A 22,985-nucleotide genomic window follows, 5' to 3' on the forward strand; every position below is an offset into this window, starting at 1 on the left:
TTAACTTAATTTTTCTACTCTTGCTAAAGGTTTGAATATATACCTTTTTCCGTTATCGAGATTCAGGCAAATATAGTTCTTTTTGCGTTTACCTTCTATGATATAAGTTTGTTTACGGTAAATAAAACGGTCCTCGGTTTCTAAATCTTCGATGTATGAAGTTTCGTCTTCGTAATTTTTGATATGGAAGTATTTTACCAAATCGGGACTCGACATGAAATTGGCTTTCGGTGCTTTCGAGAATTTAAGGATGATCGGTTTTAAATCTTCAGAATAAATAGAAATGCTTTCTAAAAGCATTGTTCTGAAAGTGTTTTTCCATTCCGAACCATGCGGCGAAATACGGTTTCCGAAATTTTCAAAAGCCAGAAGATGCGCCAGTTCATGGGTTAAGACAAAAAAGAAAAGTTGCGGCTGCAATGTAGAATTTATCGTAATCTGGTGCGATTTATCCGGCATTTTACGGTAATCGCCCAGTTTGGAATTTCGTCCTTTTGTAATTTTAATGTGAATATAATGTTCGCCAAACCAGGTTTTCAGGAAAGGCAAAGTATTTTCAGGCAGATATTTTTCGAGATTCGTAATCGACATGCTGAAATCAGTACTTGCTAAATTATAAACTCAGCGGAATACCGGCATAGAAATTAAGCAGTTTCATGCTGAAAAGGTAATTGTATTTCGCCTGGGCAACAGATCCCTGGGCATTAGCGAAATTATTTCTGGCACCGTTGAGGTCGTAAACCGTTGACCGGCCTGCAGCAAAGCTTTTTTCGGCAAAATCCAGAGCCAGCTTCGCGCTTTTCTCTGCTTCGGTGGCTGCAAGATATGCTTCGTAATTACTTTCTGCATCAAACTGTGCCTGCTGTACATTCTGCAAAACCTGCTGCTTTTGCTGCAATAAAGTGGTCTTGGCAATATCTTCATTAATTTTCGACTGCTCTACCTGAAGTTTCGTTATTCCTTTATTGAAAATAGGAATGTTAGCCGACAAACCAAGTTGTTGCCCGAAATTATCTTTGTACTGCGTGAAAAATTGTGACTGCTGAATTGAATTTCCGTTAAGGTCTTTTGCCGGGCTGATGAGGTAAAAATATGAACTTCCGAGTCCTGCGTTTGCGGTAACGGTTGGCCAGAACGCGGTTTTGGTCACTTCAGTTTGCGCTTCGGCCGATTTTATTCTGCTTTCGGCAGCTTTCACCTGCGGTTGGTTTTCATAGGCTTTAGCGATAATGTTTTCAGCGGTAAAAAGTGGCGCATCAAGCATTGTGTTTACCGGAACTTCCTGAATATCAAAGTTTTTATAATCAGGCAATTGAAGGAGCATCGCCAAAGCAAAAAGACTTCTGTTGGTATTGATTTCCGCGGTTTTTACATTCTGCTTTTCTCTTGCCAGTGCTGCTTCGGCTTCGGCAAGAACCGTTTGTGGTGTAGTTCCCACTTCGGTGGTAATTTTGGCTCTTTTGTAAAGTCTGTCAGCGTTTTCTAATGCACTTTCAGAAATTTTGGTTATTTCCCGGTTGAGTAAAACCGATAAATACTGCTGTGCAATCTGCAGCGATATGTCATTTTTAATTCTTTCCAGATCAAATTTGCTGGCTTCGACTTCGAATTCAGTTTTTCTGATATTTTTTTCGAGTCTTCCGTTGTTGTAAACCAGAATATCGGCGCCTACACTTGCGCTGTTGCTGAAGTTATCGTTTCGGTTGGTCGTACCGAAAACATCGCGACCCTGCCCGAATGATGCGTTATTATTGATGTTCCCTGAAACAGAAGGCAGATATTGCCGCTTCGCAATTTGAAGCGAATTATCCTGCGTTTTGGTATTTAATGTATTCTGAATGACCTGCAGATTATTTTCCACCGCGTAGTTTACACACTCCTGAAGCGACCATTTCTTCTGGGAAAAAGCTACAAAAGACACAAAACTCAGCAAAAAGACCGCCGTTTTTTTCATAGGAAATTTTAAAGAATAAGACGGGTATTTTATGAATTTGTTACAGTTAAGTCTTCAATTCGTTTATTCTTGAAACAATTGGCATTGAAAAGATTCCGCTTTTTTGCAGATAAGTTTCATAGAAAGTCTTTGCTTTCGCGGCGAATTCAGGGTTGGGAATTTCTTTGTTTTTGAAATAGAACAAGTGCCCGAGAAGCTCAAAATATGGAATATGATGTGCCGTGTCTTTTTCACTTACCATTGCAAGAATTTCTTCGGTTGATTTGTGAGCAAGTTCCTCAAAACTTATTTTAAAGGTATCTCTCATATTGGTATCGAAAACACGTTCGAGTTCAGTAAGATCGCCTTCATTTTTGCCTCCTAAAATCATCTTTGAAAGGAATTCTGAAAACTGTTTAACTATTCTGATGAGGTAATCTTTATCGTGTATCATATTAATTTTTTAAGCGAAGAAAATATAGGCCAAAATCACGGAAGTAATGATTCCCACAAGATCCGCTAAAAGCATCGCAGTTACAGTATATCTTGTGTTTTTAATCCCCACCGCGCCGAAATATACTGCGATAACGTAGAACGTGGTATCCGAACTTCCCTGAAGTACAGCAGCCAACCTTCCCTGGAAACTGTCGGCGCCGAAAGTCTGCATCGTGTCCACCATCATTCCTCTTGCGCCGGAACCTGAAAGCGGTTTTATTAGTGCGGTCGGTAAGCCGTCAACAAATCTCGTGTCGAAACCAACTACCGCCGCTACCCATTTCATGCCATCGATTAAAACATCAAAAACTCCTGAAGTTCTGAGCAAAGAAATTGCGATGAGCATTCCTACCAGATAAGGAATAATTTTCACACAAGTCCAGAATCCTTCTTTCGCTCCGTCAATAAATGCATCAAAAACATTTATTTTTTTATAAACTGCTCCGAGAACAATCGCAAAGAAGATTAACAGAATGATTCCGTTGCTCAACAGCATGCTGAAATTATCGAGACCTTCTTTTGTAAGGTTTACCAAATAAACAACCAAAAGTCCTACAATAACTGAAATTCCGCCAACATAGGCGATTACTGCAGGCTGAAAAAGGTTGATTTTCTGATAAATGGAAACAATAATCATTGCTGCCATGGTTGCTGCAAAAGTGGCAATCATACAGGGCAGAAAAATATCTGTTGGTGTAGCCGAACCCATCGATGCACGGATGGCTATAATGGAAACGGGAATTAATGTTAGGCCTCCGGCATGAAGACAAAGGAACATAATCTGCGAGTTGCTGGCCCGTTCTTTATCAGGATTTAAAGTCTGGAGGCTTTCCATCGCTTTCAGTCCGAACGGGGTTGCGGCATTATCCAAACCTAATAAATTAGCACTGAAATTCAGTAACATATGTCCGAATGAAGGATGGTTTTTCGGGATTTCCGGAAATAATTTGGAGAAAAAAGGCTGTATCAGTCGCGATAATAAATTTATTCCGCCTGCTTTTTCAGCGATGCTCATGAAACCCATAAAAAGGGTCATAATCCCAATCAAACCGAGACAGATTTTCACGGCCGTTTCGGAAGTTCCGATTACGCCATCGGTTTCCTGAACCCGGTAAATCTGAACTTCAGATTTTGCAGAATCTGTTTTATAATGAACCCTGTTTTGATCAAAATTCGGGTTTGCGATGAGTGCATTCTGGATTTCAGGATTCAGTTCAGCCATTTTTTTTGAAGCAATCTGCACCGTGTCTCCACTTTTGCCGACCACCATGTCGTTGTAAATTGCCTTGTAATTATCTGAAAACAAATATTTTATACTTGCAACTATAATGGCGACAATAATAAATGCGCTCCAAATCCTGCTTAAAACCATTGCTGAAAATTTTGTTAAAAATAACTAAAAAGTTTATTCCATAGGTTTTTGGGACAAAATAAGTTCAGGTGAAAATAATATTTATTTTAAAAAAGTTTGAGTTGCTGGACTTTGCTGCCCGTAAAATTTTCAGTAGAAAGTGGCGTAAATTCTTTATTTGCGAAGAATTTTCTCTTGCCTAAAGCGAAAGTATCGTGAATCATTTCTGCAATATTTCCTTCGCCTTTATAGCGTTCATGAAATCTTTTTTCACCCAGTTTTCCGCCTCTCATGGAGCGGATATGATTTAGGACTTTCTCTGCTCTTTCAGGAAAGTGGGCGTTGATCCAGTTGACGAACACGGGTTCTACGGTGTCATTAAGCCTTATCAAAACATATCCGAATTTCTGTGCGCCGGCTTCGGAAACGGTTTTTAAGATTTTCAGACTTTCATCGCTTGTTAAACCTGGAATTACGGGTGCAACCATAACGCCGACAGGGATTTTATGTTCGGTTAAAATCTCAATGGCTTTCAGTTTATTTTTTACCGAGGAAGTCCGTGGCTCCATTTTTCTGCGAATCTCTTCGTTGACCGTTGGAATGCTGAAAGAAACCGAAACCAGATTCTGCTCAGACAAAGGTTTTAGAATATCCAAATCTCTTAAAACCAAAGCATTTTTTGTTAAAATTGAAACCGGATGCCGGTAATCGAGGCAAAGTTGAAGAAGTTTTCTGGTGATTTCAAATTCCCGCTCAGCAGGTTGATAACAGTCGGTATTGCCGGAAAGGGTGATTGTTTTTGGAACATAATTTCTTTTCTGAAAAAATTTTTCGAGCAATTCCGGAGCATTTTTTTTCACCATGATTTTGCGTTCGAAATCGGTTCCGGCAGAATATCCCCAAAATTCATGCGTAGGTCTGGCAAAACAGTAAGAGCAGCCGTGTTCGCAGCCCTGATAGGGATTAAGGGAATATTCCATCATCAAATCCGGACTTTTTACTTCATTGACGATTGTTTTGGGGAAAACTTCTGTGAAAACAGTTTTTGTTTTCTGAAAATCTTCTTCTTCAGGTTCAAAAGTGTATCTGTCGAAACGGTTGATTTCGTTTCGCTGCGCACCCTGGCCTTTTTTAAAATTTTCAGAAGACATTTTATGATGTTAGATTAATTGTTTTGAGCAAAAGTAAAAGCATCAGTTGTTATAATAATGAGTTTTATGCCGACACTTTTCCACAAAAAAAATCCCGAATTCAATGAATCCGGGATCTATGGTGAAAGATTATTTTCTATAGCATTGCTAAAAATTCAACCCCATGATGGCCGTCATCTTTATATTTGTTTTTACTAAAATGGCAGTGGAAATCTGAATAATAATCGTGATAGTCTTTGTGTTTTTTGGCTAAAAATTTTTTAATACCAAAAATTCCTAAACCAACTACCACTCCAAGACCTCCCGCCAATAATATTCCTGTTTCTTTTCTCATACTAAAACTTTTATGGGTGAAGTTAAGCAAATCCTATTCCTTTTTTGTAAGGTTTTATTTTAAAGTTTGTTAATATTTAGATGCTGTACATGAATACAGTTTTAATTTTATAAATTTGAAAAAACTGTTTTAAATGAAGACCAATTCAATTATTATGCTTACAGGAGCGTTGTTTTTTGCCTCCTGTACTACTCAAAAAATGAATAATTCCCTCAATTATCCGGAGACTAAAAAAGTGGAACACACTGATGAGTATTTCGGAACTAAAGTAGAAGATCCTTACCGCTGGTTAGAGGATGACATGGCTGAAGATACCAAAGACTGGGTTCAGCGTGAAGTAGCATTTACCAATAATTACCTTGCAAATATTCCTTTCCGTGAAGAACTGAGATCACAGCTGAAAGACATCTGGAATTATGAAAAAATTGGTGCTCCTTTTAAAGAAGGCGATTTTACCTATTTCTATAAAAATGATGGTCTGCAGGCACAATCTGTTCTTTACAGAACCGATAAAAACGGTAAAACTGAAATTTTTCTCGATCCGAATAAATTTTCTGAAAAAGGTACCACTTCGCTTGCCGGAGTTTCATTCAATAAAAATGGAAATCTTGTAGCCTACAGAATTTCCGAAGGAGGAAGCGACTGGAATAAAATCATCATTATGAATGCTTTAACTAAAGAAATCATTGATGAAACGATTGTGGATGTTAAGTTTTCCGGAACTTCCTGGTTGGGTGATGAAGGATTTTATTATTCCAGCTACGACAAACCGAAAGGCAGCGAACTTTCTGCGAAAACAGATACCCACAAAGTATATTTCCATAAACTTGGAACAAAGCAGTCTGCCGACAGGTTAATCATTGGAGGCGAAAATTTCAAACGCAGATATATGGGGATTGGTGTTTCTGATGATGAAAGATTTGAGATTCTGAGCGCTTCGGAAGCGACAAACGGAAACGAACTTTATATTAAAGACCTCAAAAATAAAACAGATTTCATTCCGGTACAGAATGGATATGATTTCAATACGGACTTTATTGATTCCAAAGGTGATTATATTTATGCATTAACCGATAAAAACGCCCCGAACATGCGTTTGGTGAAATTTAACATCAACAATCCGAATGTTTGGACTGATGTGATTCCTGAAACTGAAAACGTGTTGAGCGTGTCAACAGGGGGCGGATATATTTTTGCTAGATATATGAAAGACGCAGTAACCAGCATGAAACAGTTCGATTACGACGGAAAACTCATCAGAACCATCGACCTTCCGGGAATCGGTACTGCATCAGGCTTTGGCGGAAAGGAAAAAGAAAAAGACCTGTATTTTTCATTCACCAACTATATCACGCCGGGCACGATTTATAAATTCAATACCGAAAAAGGTACATCTGAAGTGTATCAAAAGCCAAATGTAAAATTCAATCCTGAAAATTATGTATCGGAGCAGGTATTTTACACTTCGAAAGATGGCACCAAAATTCCGATGATGATCAACTATAAAAAAGGAACAAAACTCGACGGTAAAAACCCAACAATTTTGTATTCTTATGGAGGATTCAACATCAGTCTGCAGCCGGCATTTTCTGTAGTAAACGCAATTTGGATGGAGAATGGTGGAATTTACGCCGTTCCAAACATTCGTGGTGGAGGCGAATACGGTAAAAAATGGCACGATGCAGGAACCAAGATGCAGAAGACAAACGTGTTTGAAGATTTTATTGCAGCAGGAGAATATCTTCAGCAGAAAGGATATACTTCCAAAGAATACATGGCGCTTTCAGGCCGTTCAAATGGTGGACTTTTAGTGGGAGCTACGATGACGATGCGTCCGGATCTTGCTAAAGTGGCTTTCCCTGGCGTGGGCGTTTTAGATATGCTGCGCTACAATAAATTCACTGCAGGAGCAGGCTGGAGTTACGACTACGGAACCGCGGAAGACAGCAAAGAAATGTTCGAATATTTGAAATCTTATTCACCAGTACATCAGGTTAGAAAAGGAGTTTGTTATCCTTCAACCATGATTATTACCAGCGATCACGACGACCGCGTTGTTCCGGCGCACTCTTTTAAATTTGGTGCTGAGCTTCAGGAAAAACAGTCTTGTGATAATCCGGTTTTGGTAAGAATTGAAGTGAATGCGGGCCACGGAGCAGGCAGAAGTACAGATCAGGTTATCGGTGAAAATGCTGATTTACTTAGTTTTGCATTGTATGAAATGGGGATTAAAGCATTAAAAAAATAAAACTTAAAAAAATGATCACTCTAAACTTCCTGAAATTTTCAGGAAGTTTTTTTAGCTATCGAAGCAAAAAATAAATCATTATTTTTACGCAATGAAACAGAATGAAATCTCTGAATTTTATGATGAATACGTTCAGCGGCAAATAAAAACCGGTGCCAATGAAAGGCTTATTTCTCTTTATAAAAGATTGCTGAACGGTGGGTTGAATACCGATTCTAAAGTCCTGGAACTGGGTTGTGGCGTTGGAATTTTCACTAAACTTCTCGCAAAAAAAGTGAAGAACGGAATCATCGAAGCCGTGGATTTAAGTGCAAAAAGTATCGCCGTCGCAGGGAACGAACTGAAATATAGGAAGAATATTCAATTTGATGTTGCCGATGTGGTAAAATACCAGCCCAAAAATTCAGATTTCGATATGATTACGTTGATGGATGTCATTGAACATATTCCTTTGGAGCATCACGCAGAACTTTTCCGAAATTTGGCAGAAATTGCCACGGAAAAAACAATTATTCTTATCAATATTCCGAATCCGCAATATATTGGTTATGCGAGAATTAACCATCCCGAAAGCCTGCAGGTAATTGACCAGGAAGTAGAACTTTTTACCCTGATGCAGCATCTGGAGAAAAACGGTTTGGAACTTGTATATTTCGAAAAGTACGGGATTTGGGAACAGGACGACTATCATTTTATGGTTATCAGAAAGAAGAGGAATTTCGAGCTGAAACATCTTGCTGACCAGAGAAACTTTTCCGAAAAAGTATTCCATAAAATTACCACCAAAATAGATGCAGCTAAATACAGATAACTGCAGAAAAACTAATCATTATTAAATTTCCAAAACCCCGAATCTAATTGTTATTTTTGTGGGAGAATAAAAAAATGTCAGATATTATAAAACTTTTGCCGGATCATGTCGCCAACCAAATCGCAGCGGGAGAAGTGGTGCAGCGCCCTGCGTCTATCGTAAAAGAACTTATGGAAAACGCCATTGATGCAGGCGCTACAAAAGTTGAACTCATTGTTCGTGATGCGGGGAAAAATTTAATTCAGGTTGTAGATAATGGCAGCGGAATGAGCGAAACCGATGCCCGACTTGCATTTGAAAGACACGCGACTTCAAAAATAAGTACCACCGAAGATATTTTCAGGATTTCAACCAAAGGATTCCGTGGAGAGGCGCTGGCTTCTATCGCTGCGGTGGCTCAGGTGGAACTGAAAACCAAAACCCAAGACGCCAAAACCGGAACCAATATTTACATCGAAGGAGGCGGATTTCAGTTTCAGGAACCGATACAGACTGCAGAAGGATCTAACTTTTCAGTAAAAAATCTCTTCTACAACGTTCCGGCGAGACGCAAATTCCTTAAAAACAACAATGTAGAATTCCGTCATATTATTGATGAATTTCAAAGGGTTGCATTGGCGCATGAAAATCTGGATTTCGAGCTTTTTCATAACGATGATATTGTTTTCCGCCTTCGTAAATCGAGTCTGCTGCAGAGAATTGTAGAGATTTTCGGCCGTAAGCTTCATTCTATTTTAATTCCGATTAAAGAAGATTTAGGCTGGGTAAAACTCCACGGATTTGTTGCAAAACCCGAAGGCGCGAAGAAAGTTCGTGGCGAACAGTTTTTCTTTGTCAACGGAAGGTTTTTCCGCAGTGCTTATTTCAACAAAGCCGTACAGGAAGCATTTGAAGGTCTGCTTTTGCCCGGATATATTCCTACATTTTTCCTTTTTCTGGAGCTTGATCCGGAGAAAGTTGACGTTAATATTCATCCTCAAAAAACCGAGGTGAAATTTGAAGACGAGAATTTAATTTTCGCCTTGGTCCGTTCCACGATTAAAAAATCTTTGGGAATTTATAATGTGGCTCCAAGCCTTGATTTCGACAGGGATGCAAGCATCGATGCATTTGTTCACCAAACCAGTAAAAGCAGCAGTTTCCGCGCACCTGAAATTACCGTAGACCGCGACTATAATCCGTTTTTGGAAGAACGAGCTTCTGCCGGAGACCGAACCGCCCTTACGGAAATGTATCAGCAGAATATTCCCGCAGAACCTTCTAAAATAAATCTTTTTGAGGATGAAGATTTCGATGAGGATTTAATGAGGCTTCCGAACGGCTACTGGCTTTTCAATAAAGGCGGCAAAACGCTGATGCTCGATCTTGGACGCATGCAGCGTCTGGTGATAAGCGAAAGAAATGCAAAGAAAAAAATCAGCAATGAAAAACATACCTTGCTTTTTTCTCTGGAATATCACATGAATGAAACCGAGAAAAACAAATTCCGTTCAATAAAGAAATTTTTACCTGAACTTGGTTTCGAAATGGTAATTGCGAACGATAATGTGTTGAGAATAGACGCTGTTCCGGAAGGTTTGAAAGAAACCCAGGTCATGAAATTCATGGAGAATCTTTTCGACATTCTGGAGTACAAAACCGAAGAGGAATTCCTTAATTTCTACCAAAACCAGTGGAATAAAATACAAAGCAAATCCCGTTTTGATTTTCTTTATAAAATTGATGCCGAGCAAGTAATACGCGATTTTACCGCGCTGGGTTTCCCGGAGTATTTACCCGGCGGGAAGAGATGTTTTATAGAAATCCCACTGGATGAATTAAAAAATAAATTTTAAAACAGATGTTTAATAATATACCACCCATTACCCGCAATATTATCATCATAAATATCGTCGTATTTATCCTGACTTACGTTTTGCAGACTGACTTAATGTACAGATATTTAGCGGCATTTTATCCTTTCTCCCCGTTTTTCCATTCGTGGCAAATCATTACGCACATGTTCATGCATGGGAGTTTTCTGCATATTCTCTTTAATCTCATGACGCTTTACAGTTTTGGGCCTGTTCTGGAGCAGGTGCTGGGAGACAAAAAATATGTAATCCTTTATTTTGTAAGTGGTTTGGGCGCTTTTTTTCTTTTTAATCTTTGGAATTTTGTAGAAGTTGAGTTGATAAAGTCCAGCCTGCAGAATTTGGGATTTGATTTAGCCGGTTACATGAATGGTGAAAATGTTTCCTTTAAAGGAAATTCTGAGGCTGTTCTGGAGCAGCAGGGACTTGTGAACAAATTACAGTCGATAATTTCGGTGCCGATGGTGGGTGCGTCAGGCGCAATATTTGGTGTCATTGCCGCTTTTGCAACGTTATATCCAGATGCCAAAATCATGTTGATGTTTATCCCGGTTCCGGTGAAGGTAAAATATCTGATGCCAGTGGTGATCATCGTTTCCATTTATTTAGGAGTCACCGGAAATGCAGGCGGAATTGCACATCTTGCCCACGTTGGTGGAGCTTTAGTTGGTTTTATACTAGCCAAAATCTGGAAAAAACACCTTTACCGTTTTAATTAAGCTGAGTTTTTGTGAAAATATTCCGTTTTTTACTCACACTTTTACACCTGTTCATTATTGTTCTTTTGTTGGGAACATTGTTGAATGATTACATTCCGCCTCGGGTTTTTCCGTGGGTGAATATGCTTTCACTCAGTTTTCCGGTATTAATGATTCTGAATGTTTTACTCTGCATATTTTGGCTCGTGCTCTGGAAAAAACGGGTGTTTTTATTTTTACTGCTTAGTTCATTTTTAGTTAACCCAACCAGAAGATGGCTGAATTACAGCGACACGGCTCATGAAAAAGCCAATTTAAAAATCGTTTCAGTTAATATAAAAGGAGGTACACTTTTCGGCTATCAAAAGGTTTATGATTACCTGAAAACTACGGATGCAGATATTATTTTAGCCCAGGAATATGCAAGCGAATTCAAAGTTCCAGGTTATGAGCACAGAACGGATGCTTACGAAATCGTAGCATTAAATTCAAAAATTAAAATCCTTGAACAGGGTAAAATTGCAACGGTAGGAAACGGAAATTCTTTTTTTGCCGATGTGGAAGTCAACGGGAAAAGAATCCGGCTGATTAATGTTTATCTGAGTCCTTTTTCTTTTGAAAAAGGCAAAATGAAACCTTCTGAAGACCTGGATAAAAACAAACTCAAGTTGAGATATGTTGTAAGAAAGCTGGTTCCTACATTCAAAAATCATCAGGATGAAGTTGCTGATGTTCAGCGTGCGGTTTCAGAATCGCCTTATCCGGTAATTTTGGCGGGAGATTTCAATGCTGTTCCAAATTCCTATGAATATTATCAAATCGGTAAAAAACTGAAAGATGTTTTCGTAGAAACGGGTAGTGGCAGCTCAACAAGTTTTCACGACTATAAATTCCCGATCCGGATCGATTATGTGTTCTGTTCGCCGGAATTAAAGCCCATCAGTTACAAAGTAGACCGATCCGCGAAAGTTTCAGATCACTTTCCTGTAATTACAGAATTTAAAATTGATTAGAATGAAAAACTATATATTTTTTGTGCTTTTTATAATCCTTTTTTCCTGCGGAAAAGAAGCGGTTCAAACGGTTCCTGTGGAAAAAGAAATTGTCACTGTTCCTTATGATACCACAGCCGTAGATTCTTTTTCGGTGGGTGCAACTTCCGTGGATGTGGCCAGGCGGATAAAAATTTCGTCGCTAAAATATCAGGATTCTTTGAAAAAAATAGCGCTTAAATTGGAAGAAGAAAAATTGCTGAATAAAGCCAAAGAAGAAAAGGAAAAAGCCGAAAACAAACTGGCTGAAGAAAAGAAAAAACTGGATGCTGAGAAGGCTAAAAGAGAAAAACAGAATGCTCCAACAGAAAATCAACCTTCTGAAACACCAAATCAACCATAATTTTCTTTAAATTTAAACCTTACAAATCACCCAATTATGAAAAAATATTTTTTAACCGCAGCAGTATTCTCATTAATGTTGATGAGCTGCAAACAATCGGAAACAAAGGTCGAAACCACCGAAAATCCAGACGGCAGCGTTACCACCACAACTATAGAAAAAGAAGAAACCACCGCTTTGGATTCTGCAACGATCAATGCAACCGTAGATAAAGCGAAAGAAAAGCTTAATGCCGCAGGCGAAAAAATTGATGAGGCTGCCGAACATGCAGGAACACAACTCAAAAAAGCCGGTGAAGATGTAAAAGACGCAGCTGCGAAAGGCGCTGAAAAAGTAGAAGATGGCGCCGAAAAAGTAAAAGAAGATCTGAAAAAGTAAATAAAAAATCCGCTGAATACAGCGGATTTTTTATTGGTTCATTTGCAGCAAAGGTTCTATATATTCTCTGTCGTTGCTTAACCGCGGAACTTTGTTCTGTCCGCCAAGTTTTCCGCGGGACGACATCCAGTTATAAAAAAGCTGAGGTTTTGCGATATGCACGATCGGCTTTTTTAAGGTCATATTATTATAGCGTTTGGCTTCGTAATCGGAGTTTACAGATTTAAGGTAATTATCGAAAACTTCGGTGAAGCGCTCCAGATCCTCAGGTTCCTGGGTGAATTCGAAAATCCATTCGTGGGCGCCGCTCTCGCTGTCTTTCATGAATACCGGAGCGCCCGTAAAATCGGTAACTGAGCAATTGGTTATTTCGCAGGCTTTGGCTAATGCAGTTTCTACATTGTCGATCATCAGTTCTTCACCAAATGCGTTGATGTAATGTTTTGTTCTTCCTGAAATTTTAATGCGGAATGGCTGCAGCGAGGTAAATTTTACGGTGTCGCCAATCAGATAGCGCCACAACCCGCTGTTGGTGGTAATTACAACCGCATAATTTTTACCGATTTCAACTTCCTGCAATGGGATGGCCTGTAAATTATCGGGATTAAATTTATCCATCGGAATAAATTCATAGAAAATTCCGTAATCAAGCATCAAAAGCATTTCGTCACTGCCTGGCTGATCCTGAATGGCAAAAAAACCTTCGGAAGCGTTATATATTTCGTAATAATTTATGTCTTTACCGATAATTTTTCTATACTGTTCTCGATAAGGTGTAAAACTGATGCCGCCATGAAAAAACACTTCAAGATTGGGCCATATTTCAGAAATCGTTTGTTTTCCGGTATCTGCTAAGGTTCGTTGCAGCAAAACCATCATCCAGCTTGGTACGCCGGTCATGCTCCCTACATCTTCATTTTTCACTTCAGAAATGATGGCTTTCAATTTACTTTCCCATTCCGACATTAAAGAGACTTTTTTGCTTGGCGTCGTGGTAATTTCCACCCAGAACGGGAGGTTTTCAATCATAATTGCCGAGAGGTCGCCAAATTTTGTATTGAAATCTTCATACAGTTCTGAACTTCCGCCAAGTCTTAAATTCTTGTTTGAAAAGAGTGAATTTTCAGGATGATTATTCGCGTAGATGGAAAGTAAATCTTTCCCGGCCTTGAAATGGCAGTCTTCTAAACTTTCTTCAGAGATCGGAATAAATTTGCTCTTCGCATTGGTGGTTCCCGAAGATTTTGCAAACTTACGGATATATCCGGGCCAGAAAACATCGGGTTGTCCCTGTCGGGCTCTTTCAATATAAGGTTCGAAATCTTCGTAAGTAACGATGGGAACATTTTTGCAGAAATCTTCGTAGCTGGAAATAGAGCTGAAGCCGTGAATCTTCCCATAATCCGTATTCTCTGCGTGATAAAGCTGAGAGAATAAGACGCCGTTTTGCGTTTCGATAGGGTGATTGATGAAATTCTGCATCTGATCGATCCTCTGGCGGATAAACCAGTTTACAACGGTATTAAAAAGCGCTTTTGTTGCCATTGATACAAATATAATGAAAACCGCTTTTAGAAAAAATAAAAAAAGCCGCAAAGAAAAAAACTTTGCGGCTGATATTTTGTGACTGATTATTGGGTTAATGTTTTTGTTCCCACATTATTAACCTGTCCGTAAACCACTGTTACACCCGCTTGATTTTGATCAACATAAGGCGTAGTTGCATCAGCATCAAATGAAACGGTGTAAGTGTTTGCCGGCAATCCTTTAAACATGTAAAATCCGTCTGCCAGATTTGGTAATGCGGTTGCGATGGTATCGTTAGCCGGCGAAATTACATGAACCTGTGCATTGGCAGCCTGTGGAAGAACATATCCTTTGATTTGTCCATCAGTAAGTTCACTGAAAGCTCTGATTACCGGTTTCAGCGCATAAGTTCCGTTACCTCTTTTTACGATGGAACGCGCAGCATCAAAATCAATCCATACGTTGTAAGCTCCATTTTCTTCTAAGGTCTGGTTCCAGTTGAACTTCAGGCCGCTTTGCATTGAAGAAGGAGTTTCCAATGGATATGTTACACCGTTTTTAACAACGGAGTTGTTTGGTCCCAATACAAGTCTCATTTGTTTAACTGCTCCTGCAGGAAGTTCGGCTTTTGCCAGAAGAACATCCATTCCGTTTCTAAAGTCTAAAAGGTTATAGACGCCTGGAGTATTTACGCTCAGCGAATTCCATCCATTATTGGTGTTGAATTCAATTTTCTGAACGTCGATATTCACCTTGTCATAAAGTGCAGGTGCGTCGGTGAGTCTTACATTAACAGAAGCTGAGCCGCCTCCTGCCGTTGCATCATCTGTGCATGATGACAGTGATAATACTGCCACGATTGCTGATAATAACTGTAATTTTTTCATAACTTTTTATTAATTAAATGTTTTCGGCTTTTTTGACCTCTTCAATAACGATACCAAGCTGAAAAAATTATATGAATTTAACATAAAAAAATCTGCACCGAATAATAAGTGCAGATTTTTTATTGTAATTAAAGGATATTTTAGCAGTACTCGTCATAGGCAGCCTGCAGGTTGGCAGCAATGGCTCCGGCAGGATTTCCTTCGATATGATGTCTTTCAAGCATGTGAACTAACTCTCCATCTTTGAAAAGCGCTACACATGGAGAACTTGGCGGGAACGGTGCCAGGAATTTTCTTGCTTCTGCTACCGCATCTTTATCGAAACCTGCAAAAACAGTGGTTAACTGATCAGGTTTTTTATCTCCGGTTAAAGAAAAAATCACCCCCGGTCTTGCTGCTCCTGCTGCGCACCCGCAAACAGAGTTAATCATCAAAAGGGTAGTACCTTCTTTTTTAATTGCGTTAGCTACTTCTTCAGGAGTGGTTAAATCCTGGAATCCTTTATCGGTAAGCTCAGCCTTCATCGGCATTACTAATTCTTCTGGATACATATAAAAAATTATTTATGGTTAAAATTGAGACTTTTCTCACTGCAAATTTAATGAATTTCGTGCACTAAATTTCATTCATAATGAGCATCAAAATCATTCCGAAAATCAATTTTTGTCTTTTTGTCATAAAAAACCCGGAGCATGTAATGCGCCGGGCTTCAATCAAATCGATATGCAAAGGTTGAATATCCGTTGTTTTTAGGAGAGTAATTTCTTAGCCATTTCGGAAATGCTTTTTCCATCGCTTTTTCCTGTAAGTGCTTTACTGGCAGCTCCCATTACTTTTCCCAGGTCTTTGGCGCTTTGTGCACCGGTTTCGGCAATGATTTTTTTCATTTCCGTTTCTAGTTCTTCCGCAGAAAGCTGCTTGGGAAGATATTTTTCGATCACTTTCATCTGTGCTTCTTCTACTTCGGCAAGATCAGCTCTGTTCTGTGCAGTAAACTGTTCGTAAGAATCTTTGCGCTGCTTTATCATGCGCTGTAAAATAGCAATTTCCTGTTCCGGCGAAACTTCGGCGCCTTTGGCCTCGGTTTTTAGCAACATGATCTGAGATTTTACGGCACGCAGAGAATCGAGTGCTACTTTGTCTTTATCTTTCATGGCGGTTTTTATCGCCTCGCTGATGGTAAGTTCCAAGCTCATAATTAATCTACGTCTTTGTTTAGAAATCTGTTTTCGCGAACCTGCATTCTACCGTTGTTTTCTGCAAGAAAATTATTTATTTTCTGTTCAGAAGCATTACCGTTTTCAATGGTAATATTTTTTCTGCGGAAGGCCGGAACTGTTTCAAAATCGTTTTCAGATTCTGTCGTCTGGTATCTGGAGTTGAATTCCCGGAGTTTGTTTCTTCTTTCAATTATTTTATCATTCGGAGCGACTTTACTGATGAAGGTAAAATCATCAGAAGTTTCCAATTTTGTTGTCTGCTGTGGCTCTTCTATGGTTTGCTGCACCTTAATTTCGGTTTTCTGAACCGGCTGTTCCTTGATTTCTGCTTTAGGTTGTGGTGTCTCAACTTTCGGCTCCTCAATCGGTTCGTTTACGAAAAAACTGAATTCCATTGGTTTTTCTTCAGTAAATGAAGTGTTGTTGGTTTCAGGTGCTTTTTCGGTCGGTGTATCTTCAGTTTCAAATTTGAAAGAAACGGATTCGGTCGCGTCATACTGATCTTCGAAAGAAAATAAATCCAGTTCCTGCGGCTCGTTGATGTTGAAAGTCTGATCTGGATTGGATTCTTCATTCAGGTCGAAGAAACGCATTTCGGTGGCCGTATCATTTTCGGCAGCGGTTTTTTTCTCGGCAGTTTTTGCGGAGAACTGTGGCGTCTGGAAATCGTCTTCATCATCTAAAACGAAAAGGCTCTTTCTGGTAAAATCTTCTCTTGTAATCTCTTCTTTTTCAGCTTTTTGTTTGAAAGGAGATTCTGGTTTTGAAGGCGCCGCCATGGTATCGGTAAGAGAAAATTTAATTTTTTCTGAAGTGCCTGAATGCTTGTGGTTATCTTTCGCAAATCCTGTTGCAATAACAAGTACGCTTACTGCGTCGCCCAGTTCTTCATCGGTTCCCACTCCGAAAATGATATCAGCAGTATTTCCTGCCTCTTTCTGGATGTGGTCCATAATCACGCCGATTTCGTCCATGGTAACTTCTTCGGAACCACTTCTGATCAAAAGAAGAACGTTTCTTGCGCCCGTGATTTTGTTATCATTCAATAAAGGAGAGTCGAGTGCTTTTTTCACAGCTTCTTCGGCCTTGTTTTCGCCGGAAGCAATACCGTTCGACATTAAAGCCGTTCCTGAATTCTGCAAAACAGATTTTGCATCACGGAAGTCGATGTTTACATCAAAATATCCTGTAATTACTTCTGCCATTCCTTTTGCAGCGTTTGTCAACACTTCGTCAGCTTTAGAGAATCCTGATTTGAAACCAAGATTTCCGTACTGCTGGCGCAGTTTATCGTTGTTGATAACGATAAGGGAATCCACGTTATTTCTAAGTTTTTCCAAACCTAAATCGGCTTGCTCCAGCCTTCTTTTTCCTTCAAAACTAAAAGGTACGGTAACGATTCCTACGGTAAGAATTCCCATGTCTTTCGCCACTTTTGCAATCACAGGAGCTGCACCGGTACCGGTTCCGCCGCCCATTCCTGCGGTGATGAAAACCATTTTCGTATTTTGTCCCATTGAAGCTTTAATGTCTTCAATACTTTCGATAGCAGCTTTTTCACCTACTTCAGGGTCTGCACCAGCGCCCAAACCTTCGGTAATGGTTACCCCAAGCTGAACTTTGTTGGCAACGGGGTTGTTATCCAAAGTCTGGGAATCGGTGTTGCAGATTACAAAATCTACTCCGTGAATCCCTCTTTCATACATGTGCTTCAATGCGTTGTTTCCGCCGCCGCCAACTCCGATAACCTTTATAATTGATGAATTTCCCTTTGGCAAATCAAATGAGAATCCTGGTGTGTTCATATTTTCCATAGTATTTGTATTTTTTTAGTTATTCAACTTCTTCAAAGAATTTTTTTACGCTTTCCATAATTTTCTGGCCGATGGTGAGTTTGTTGCGTCTTTTTTCTCCAGACTCTGCAATCACCTGTTCTTCTGTTCTGAATTCAGGAGTTTCGGTAATTTGTGCTGAAGTTTCCTCTTTTGCAGGAACTTCATTAACAACTTCTTGCGGTTTCGGCTGTTCAGGGCTGTGTTTTTTATCGCGGATTTTTAAACTTTCCATTAAAAGACCGATGGAAGTTGCGTATTCCGGACCTTTAAGAAACTGGTTTTTGTCGTTGGCCACATATTCATTAGAAAACCCGATACGGCTGTCGAAACCTGTGGTATAGTTTGCGAGTTGTCTAAGGTTTTTAAGGTTAGAACCGCCACCTGTTAAAACGATGCCTGCGATGAGTTTTTTCTTCTGCTCAAAAGCGCCATAAGCCTTCAGTTCGGTATTTACCATTTCTAAGATTTCCTCAACCCTCGCATTTACTACATGCGCCAAAGTTTTCAGCGAAATCTCCTTATCAGGTCTGCCGTGAAGCCCTGGAATGGTAACGAATGTGCTGTCTTTTTCCATCTCCGGCATTGCAGAGCCGAATTTTACTTTCAGTTGTTCTGCGTGTTTTTCGATGATTGAACAGCCTTCTTTAATATCATCGGTAATAATTCCGCCACCGTATGGAATTACACAGGTATGACGAATGATATTGTCTTTGAAGATTGCGATATCAGTAGTTCCACCGCCAATGTCTACAATAGCCACACCCGCTTCTTTTTCTTCTTTAGTCAATACAGATTCGGAAGAAGCGAGAGGTTCGAGGGTTAAGGATTCCATTTCCAGGCCAGCTTCACGAACGCATCTTGCGATATTTCTGATGCTTCCCATTTGGCCTACAACAACGTGGAAGTTGGCTTCCAGACGTTTGCCGTGCATGCCGATGGGTTCCTGGATTTCTCCCTCAGAATCAACCTTATATTCCTGGGGAAGAACGTGAATAATTTCCTCACCCGGAAGCATTACCAGTTTTTTAACCTGTTCTTTCAGTTTTTCGATATCGTCTTCCGTGATATACTGATCGGGATGATCCCTCATGATATAATCTGAATGCTGTAATGACCGGATGTGTTTGCCGGCAATACCAACTGTAACTTTGTGAATAGCTACGCCTGAACTGGCTTGCGCCTCGGCTACGGCAGTTTTGATGGACTGTATGGTCTGGGAAATATTGTTCACAATTCCTTTATGAACGCCCAGGCTTTTCGCCTTTCCAACGCCGAGAATCTCAATTTTACCGTGGGCATTTCTTCTACCGACAATCGCCACAATCTTTGTGGTTCCGATGTCGAGGCCTACTGAATACTCGTGATTTTTCATTGATATGTCGATTTGATTTTTTACTCTATTTTAACTTTTGTTTTGGGCTTTGCAGCCGGTTTAGAAGTGGCAGTTTTAGGCTTGGAAGTCTCTTTCTTTGCCGTTGTTTTTACTTCTGTTTTAGGTTTTGAAACGCTGACTTTAGGCTTCTCCTTTGGTTTTGTTTCCGGTTTTTTGGCGGCAGGCTGCAGAGATTCTTTTTTAATTGAATTTGCTGCTGAAGGCGCTTTCGCCAATTCTTTGCTGCCCACTTTCATCATACTGTCGTTTTCTTTGAAATACGGATTCAGCGTGGTAACGATCTGGTTATCGTACTTTACCGATATCTTTGTGTATTTCTCCGGTTCCTGATAAACAAGGTGTTTCTCCACGAAGGTTTTAAAACCTTTAACCTTCAGATTTATATTTTCCAGATTACCTATTTCTACCTTATAATTTCCCTGGCTGGTAAGTAAATTATAATTTTCTTTTTCTTTGGAAATGCCGATGAAATATTTTTTACTAAATTCGTCGCGGTCGATTTTGTTGACCAGTTCAGCCAGTTTTATATATTCAGATTTATCAACGTCGCCGGTAACCAACATGCAGGGGAACGAATAATTTTTGGAGATTGGAAATTCTGTTCCCTTTCCGTCCACATAAAAGTCATTTCCGTTTTTGTTCAGCCGGAACGCGGGGACTCTCTGCTTAATATCCAGATGCAGGTTGCCGTTCAAATTCAAATATACATTGGCACTGTCAACCGCCGGTAACTGGTTGAGTTTTTTCTCTAATTCCGGGATGTTGATGTCGCCTATTCGTTTTTCAGGATTCGATTTTTTTACGATTTCCCTGATGTCTTTTTCATCAATGAAATAAACGGGATGTTTGGTTTGGATCAGATTAACCGAAACTTTTTCCATGGATTTATTATTGAATCTTTTCAACGAAAAACTCAGTAGAAATCCGAAAATGATTACTGTTATTAATATTTTTAATATTCTGAATTTGTTTTTCATTGTTTAATTCTAAACTGTTTTTCTATTTGCCCGAAAGCCATTCTACAATTCCGTCGTATAAAGTGTCGATATTTCCGGCTCCTACTGTTAATAAAACATCGAAATTTTTTTCTTTAATCCTGCTGAAAGCATCTTCTAAAGTCGAAACTTCGCGAGTTTCCAAATTTATTTTTTCCGACAGCCAAGATGAGGTTACTCCTTCGAAATTTTCCTGTAATTCCCTCGCCGGATATATATCCAGCAGAATAAGTTCATCAGCTTTATCTAAACTTTCTGCAAAACCATCCGCAAAATCTCGGGTTCTGCTGAAGAGATGCGGCTGGAAAACCACCAAAAGTTTTTTCTCCGGGTAAAAGGTTTTGATGGAACCAATTACCGCGTTGAGTTCTGTGGGATGATGCGCGTAATCGTCGATATAAATTTTTCCGTTTTCGAAACGGTGTTTGGTATACCGTCTTTTAATTCCTTTAAAATTGGCAATTCCCTGTTTTAAAGTTTCGAAATCAACGCCTAAATTATGAAGGATCGCAATAGCAACCGTGGCGTTCTCTACATTGTGAATTCCCGGAATTTCCCATTCGAAATCATTAACCTCTTCGGTTGGCGTGTGAAAATCGAAATATATTTTATCGCCGATTTCGCGGATATTGTCTGAATAATAATCAGCTTCCTCATTCACCGCATAGCTTTTGGCATTTCTGCCGATATTGATTCCTTTTCTTACAAAAAGCTGATTATCTGCCGGAACCAGATTTGCAAAATCTTTAAATCCCTCTTCAATCGTGGCTTTATCACCGTAAATATCCAGATGATCAGCGTCTGTTGAAGTAATTACCGCCCAGTCCGGAGAAAGGTTGAGGAAACTTCTGTCGTATTCATCGGCTTCAACCACCGATATGTCACTTCCGTTGTACAGAAAATTCGATTTGAAATTCTCTGCAATTCCACCTAAAAAAGCTGAAAACGAAAGATTGGCTTCTTTACAGAGATGCGCTACTAAGGAAGAGGTTGTGGTTTTTCCGTGCGTTCCTGCAACAGCAATACACGCGGTATTTTCAGTAATTAAACCCAGAACTTTTGCTCTCTTCAGCACCGTGAATCCATGACCGTTGAAATGGTTTAAAATTTCGAGCTTTTTAATGGCAGGTGTGAAAATTACCAGCGTATTTTCCGGATTTAAATGATTAGTTTCCTCAGAAACCACATCTTCAAAAATAATATTAATTCCTTCTGAGATTAAAGCAGACGTAATTTTTGTCGCGGTTTTATCGTAACCCATCACTTTTTTTCCGGATGCATTGAAATAACGCGCCAAAGCGCTCATTCCGATGCCGCCGATGCCTACAAAGTAGAAGTTCTGATATGTTGATAAAGCTTTCATCTCGCTTAGAATTTGATGTTTAAAGTGGATAAGATTTCAGTTACAATTTCCTGCGCTGCGTTGGGTTTCGCGAAGAAATCCAGGTTTGCTGACATATCCTTCCTCAGTTTTTCACTTTCGCAGATTTCCATGAGTGTAGGCCAGAATTTCTCCTTCATTTCTGTGTCTTTCACCATTCTGGCTGCATTTTTTTCTACCAGAGTCATCGCATTTTTAGTTTGATGATCTTCCGCCGCAAAAGGAAATGGAACCAGAAGCACCGGTTTTTTTGCAACTGCCAGTTCAGAGATTGCAATGGCGCCGGCTCTTGATACGATAATATCTGCTGCAGAATAGGCAAGCTCCATGTTTTTAATAAACTCAGCAATCTGAATGTTTCTGTTCTGTTTGGTTTCTGTGTCGGCTAAGATATTTTGGTAATCGGTTTTTCCGGTTTGCCAGATCAACTGAAAATCTTTTTCTATGATTTCATCTAAATGTTCTTTCCACGCGTTATTCAGCGTTCGGGAACCTAAGGAACCGCCTACGGAAAGGATGGTGAGTTTATTTTTGTCTAAACCTGCTTTTTCTTTGGCGACATCACTTTCAATTAAGTTGGTAATGATGTTTTTACGGATCGGATTTCCCAGAAAATATGTTTTTGTTCCGAGGAAAAATTTCTCCATATCGGGATATGCGGTAAATACTGCCTTCGCACGCTTTGCCAGAAAAGTATTGGTCTTTCCCGGAAGGGAATTCTGTTCCTGAACAAAAATAGGTACGCCAAGCGCTGAAGCCATAAATAATGCCGGTCCACTTGCAAAACCGCCGGTTCCTACAGCGAAATCGGGTTTAAAATCTTTAATTTCTTTCCTTGCTTTTGCCAGACTTGAAACAACTTTGAAAGGTAAACCGACATTTTTCAGAAGGTTCCCCCGGTCGAATCCTGCGATGTTTAAACCTATGATTTTATAGCCCGCTTGCGGAACTTTTTCCATTTCCATTTTGCCGTTGGCTCCGATGAACAAAAATTCAGCCTCCGGAAATCTTTTTTTAATTTCGTCGGCAACAGCGATAGCCGGGAAGATGTGTCCACCTGTTCCGCCGCCGCTCATTAAAACTTTTATCTTCTTGTTCAT

Annotated in this window: 22 protein-coding genes; 7 read left to right on the top strand and 15 right to left on the bottom strand. The window is 39.7% G+C overall.

Features of this window, described 5'->3' with window-relative positions; all coding sequences use genetic code 11:
- The 6 genes from CDW55_RS03995 to CDW55_RS04020 all read right to left on the bottom strand — a co-directional run bounded on the left by CDW55_RS03995 (window position 1) and on the right by CDW55_RS04020 (window position 5,264).
- Complete coding sequence (locus CDW55_RS03995) at window positions 1-591, bottom strand: SprT-like domain-containing protein (RefSeq protein WP_088468415.1); 591 nt, start codon at window positions 589-591, stop codon at window positions 1-3.
- 22 nt (window positions 592-613) lie between these two features.
- Window positions 614-1,954 carry a TolC family protein gene (locus tag CDW55_RS04000; RefSeq protein ID WP_088468416.1) on the bottom strand — a complete coding sequence of 447 codons (1,341 nt, stop codon included), beginning with the start codon at window positions 1,952-1,954 and terminating at the stop codon, window positions 614-616.
- A 46-nt stretch (window positions 1,955-2,000) separates the two neighbouring features.
- A complete protein-coding gene (locus CDW55_RS04005; RefSeq protein WP_088468417.1) occupies window positions 2,001-2,387 on the bottom strand; it encodes a hypothetical protein in 387 nt (128 codons plus the stop codon).
- 9 nt (window positions 2,388-2,396) lie between these two features.
- Window positions 2,397-3,800, bottom strand: coding sequence for a nucleoside recognition domain-containing protein (locus tag CDW55_RS04010; RefSeq protein ID WP_088468418.1), 1,404 nt, complete (start codon window positions 3,798-3,800; stop codon window positions 2,397-2,399).
- Between the two features lie 86 nt (window positions 3,801-3,886).
- On the bottom strand, window positions 3,887-4,930 hold the full coding sequence (locus CDW55_RS04015) for a PA0069 family radical SAM protein (protein ID WP_088468419.1): 1,044 nt from the start codon (window positions 4,928-4,930) through the stop codon (window positions 3,887-3,889).
- 136 nt (window positions 4,931-5,066) lie between these two features.
- A complete protein-coding gene (locus CDW55_RS04020; RefSeq protein WP_088468420.1) occupies window positions 5,067-5,264 on the bottom strand; it encodes a hypothetical protein in 198 nt (65 codons plus the stop codon).
- Between the two features lie 133 nt (window positions 5,265-5,397).
- On the opposite strand from CDW55_RS04020, the gene CDW55_RS04025 reads away from it, so the two are divergent.
- From CDW55_RS04025 to CDW55_RS04055, 7 genes are all read left to right on the top strand, one after another.
- A complete protein-coding gene (locus CDW55_RS04025; protein ID WP_088468421.1) occupies window positions 5,398-7,512 on the top strand; it encodes a prolyl oligopeptidase family serine peptidase in 2,115 nt (704 codons plus the stop codon).
- A 91-nt stretch (window positions 7,513-7,603) separates the two neighbouring features.
- Window positions 7,604-8,323, top strand: a complete 720-nt coding sequence (locus CDW55_RS04030) for a class I SAM-dependent methyltransferase (protein WP_088468422.1) — start codon at window positions 7,604-7,606, stop codon at window positions 8,321-8,323.
- 74 nt (window positions 8,324-8,397) lie between these two features.
- Window positions 8,398-10,158, top strand: a complete 1,761-nt coding sequence (gene mutL, locus CDW55_RS04035) for a DNA mismatch repair endonuclease MutL (protein ID WP_088468423.1) — start codon at window positions 8,398-8,400, stop codon at window positions 10,156-10,158.
- Window positions 10,159-10,163: 5 nt separating this feature from the next.
- Window positions 10,164-10,895 (top strand): rhomboid family intramembrane serine protease, encoded by a 732-nt coding sequence (locus CDW55_RS04040; protein ID WP_088468424.1) that lies wholly within the window; start codon window positions 10,164-10,166, stop codon window positions 10,893-10,895.
- Window positions 10,896-11,098: 203 nt separating this feature from the next.
- On the top strand, window positions 11,099-11,887 hold the full coding sequence (locus CDW55_RS04045; protein WP_228399602.1) for an endonuclease/exonuclease/phosphatase family protein: 789 nt from the start codon (window positions 11,099-11,101) through the stop codon (window positions 11,885-11,887).
- 1 nt (window position 11,888) lies between these two features.
- Window positions 11,889-12,269 (top strand): hypothetical protein, encoded by a 381-nt coding sequence (locus CDW55_RS04050; RefSeq protein ID WP_179285904.1) that lies wholly within the window; start codon window positions 11,889-11,891, stop codon window positions 12,267-12,269.
- Between the two features lie 36 nt (window positions 12,270-12,305).
- A complete protein-coding gene (locus CDW55_RS04055) occupies window positions 12,306-12,647 on the top strand; it encodes a hypothetical protein (RefSeq protein ID WP_088468426.1) in 342 nt (113 codons plus the stop codon).
- Between the two features lie 30 nt (window positions 12,648-12,677).
- Here CDW55_RS04055 and CDW55_RS04060 read toward each other — a convergent pair whose 3' ends face one another.
- The 9 genes from CDW55_RS04060 to murG all read right to left on the bottom strand — a co-directional run bounded on the left by CDW55_RS04060 (window position 12,678) and on the right by murG (window position 22,985).
- The gene (locus tag CDW55_RS04060; RefSeq protein WP_088468427.1) at window positions 12,678-14,192 is read right to left on the bottom strand and encodes a GH3 auxin-responsive promoter family protein; all 1,515 of its coding nucleotides are present in this window, start codon (window positions 14,190-14,192) and stop codon (window positions 12,678-12,680) included.
- An 86-nt stretch (window positions 14,193-14,278) separates the two neighbouring features.
- Complete coding sequence (locus tag CDW55_RS04065) at window positions 14,279-15,061, bottom strand: DUF4382 domain-containing protein (protein ID WP_088468428.1); 783 nt, start codon at window positions 15,059-15,061, stop codon at window positions 14,279-14,281.
- 140 nt (window positions 15,062-15,201) lie between these two features.
- Window positions 15,202-15,612, bottom strand: a complete 411-nt coding sequence (locus tag CDW55_RS04070; RefSeq protein WP_088468429.1) for a BrxA/BrxB family bacilliredoxin — start codon at window positions 15,610-15,612, stop codon at window positions 15,202-15,204.
- A gap of 198 nt (window positions 15,613-15,810) precedes the next feature.
- Window positions 15,811-16,257 carry a GatB/YqeY domain-containing protein gene (locus CDW55_RS04075; RefSeq protein ID WP_088468430.1) on the bottom strand — a complete coding sequence of 149 codons (447 nt, stop codon included), beginning with the start codon at window positions 16,255-16,257 and terminating at the stop codon, window positions 15,811-15,813.
- Window positions 16,258-16,259: 2 nt separating this feature from the next.
- Window positions 16,260-18,095 carry a cell division protein FtsZ gene (ftsZ, locus tag CDW55_RS04080; protein WP_088468431.1) on the bottom strand — a complete coding sequence of 612 codons (1,836 nt, stop codon included), beginning with the start codon at window positions 18,093-18,095 and terminating at the stop codon, window positions 16,260-16,262.
- 19 nt (window positions 18,096-18,114) lie between these two features.
- Complete coding sequence (gene ftsA, locus CDW55_RS04085) at window positions 18,115-19,488, bottom strand: cell division protein FtsA (protein WP_088468432.1); 1,374 nt, start codon at window positions 19,486-19,488, stop codon at window positions 18,115-18,117.
- Between the two features lie 20 nt (window positions 19,489-19,508).
- Complete coding sequence (locus CDW55_RS04090) at window positions 19,509-20,486, bottom strand: cell division protein FtsQ/DivIB (RefSeq protein ID WP_228399603.1); 978 nt, start codon at window positions 20,484-20,486, stop codon at window positions 19,509-19,511.
- A gap of 22 nt (window positions 20,487-20,508) precedes the next feature.
- On the bottom strand, window positions 20,509-21,867 hold the full coding sequence (gene murC / locus CDW55_RS04095) for a UDP-N-acetylmuramate--L-alanine ligase (RefSeq protein WP_088468433.1): 1,359 nt from the start codon (window positions 21,865-21,867) through the stop codon (window positions 20,509-20,511).
- A gap of 5 nt (window positions 21,868-21,872) precedes the next feature.
- Complete coding sequence (gene murG / locus CDW55_RS04100) at window positions 21,873-22,985, bottom strand: undecaprenyldiphospho-muramoylpentapeptide beta-N-acetylglucosaminyltransferase (protein ID WP_088468434.1); 1,113 nt, start codon at window positions 22,983-22,985, stop codon at window positions 21,873-21,875.

The sequence above is a fragment of the Chryseobacterium sp. VAUSW3 genome, assembly GCF_002205795.1.
Lineage (GTDB): Bacteria > Bacteroidota > Bacteroidia > Flavobacteriales > Weeksellaceae > Kaistella > Kaistella yananensis.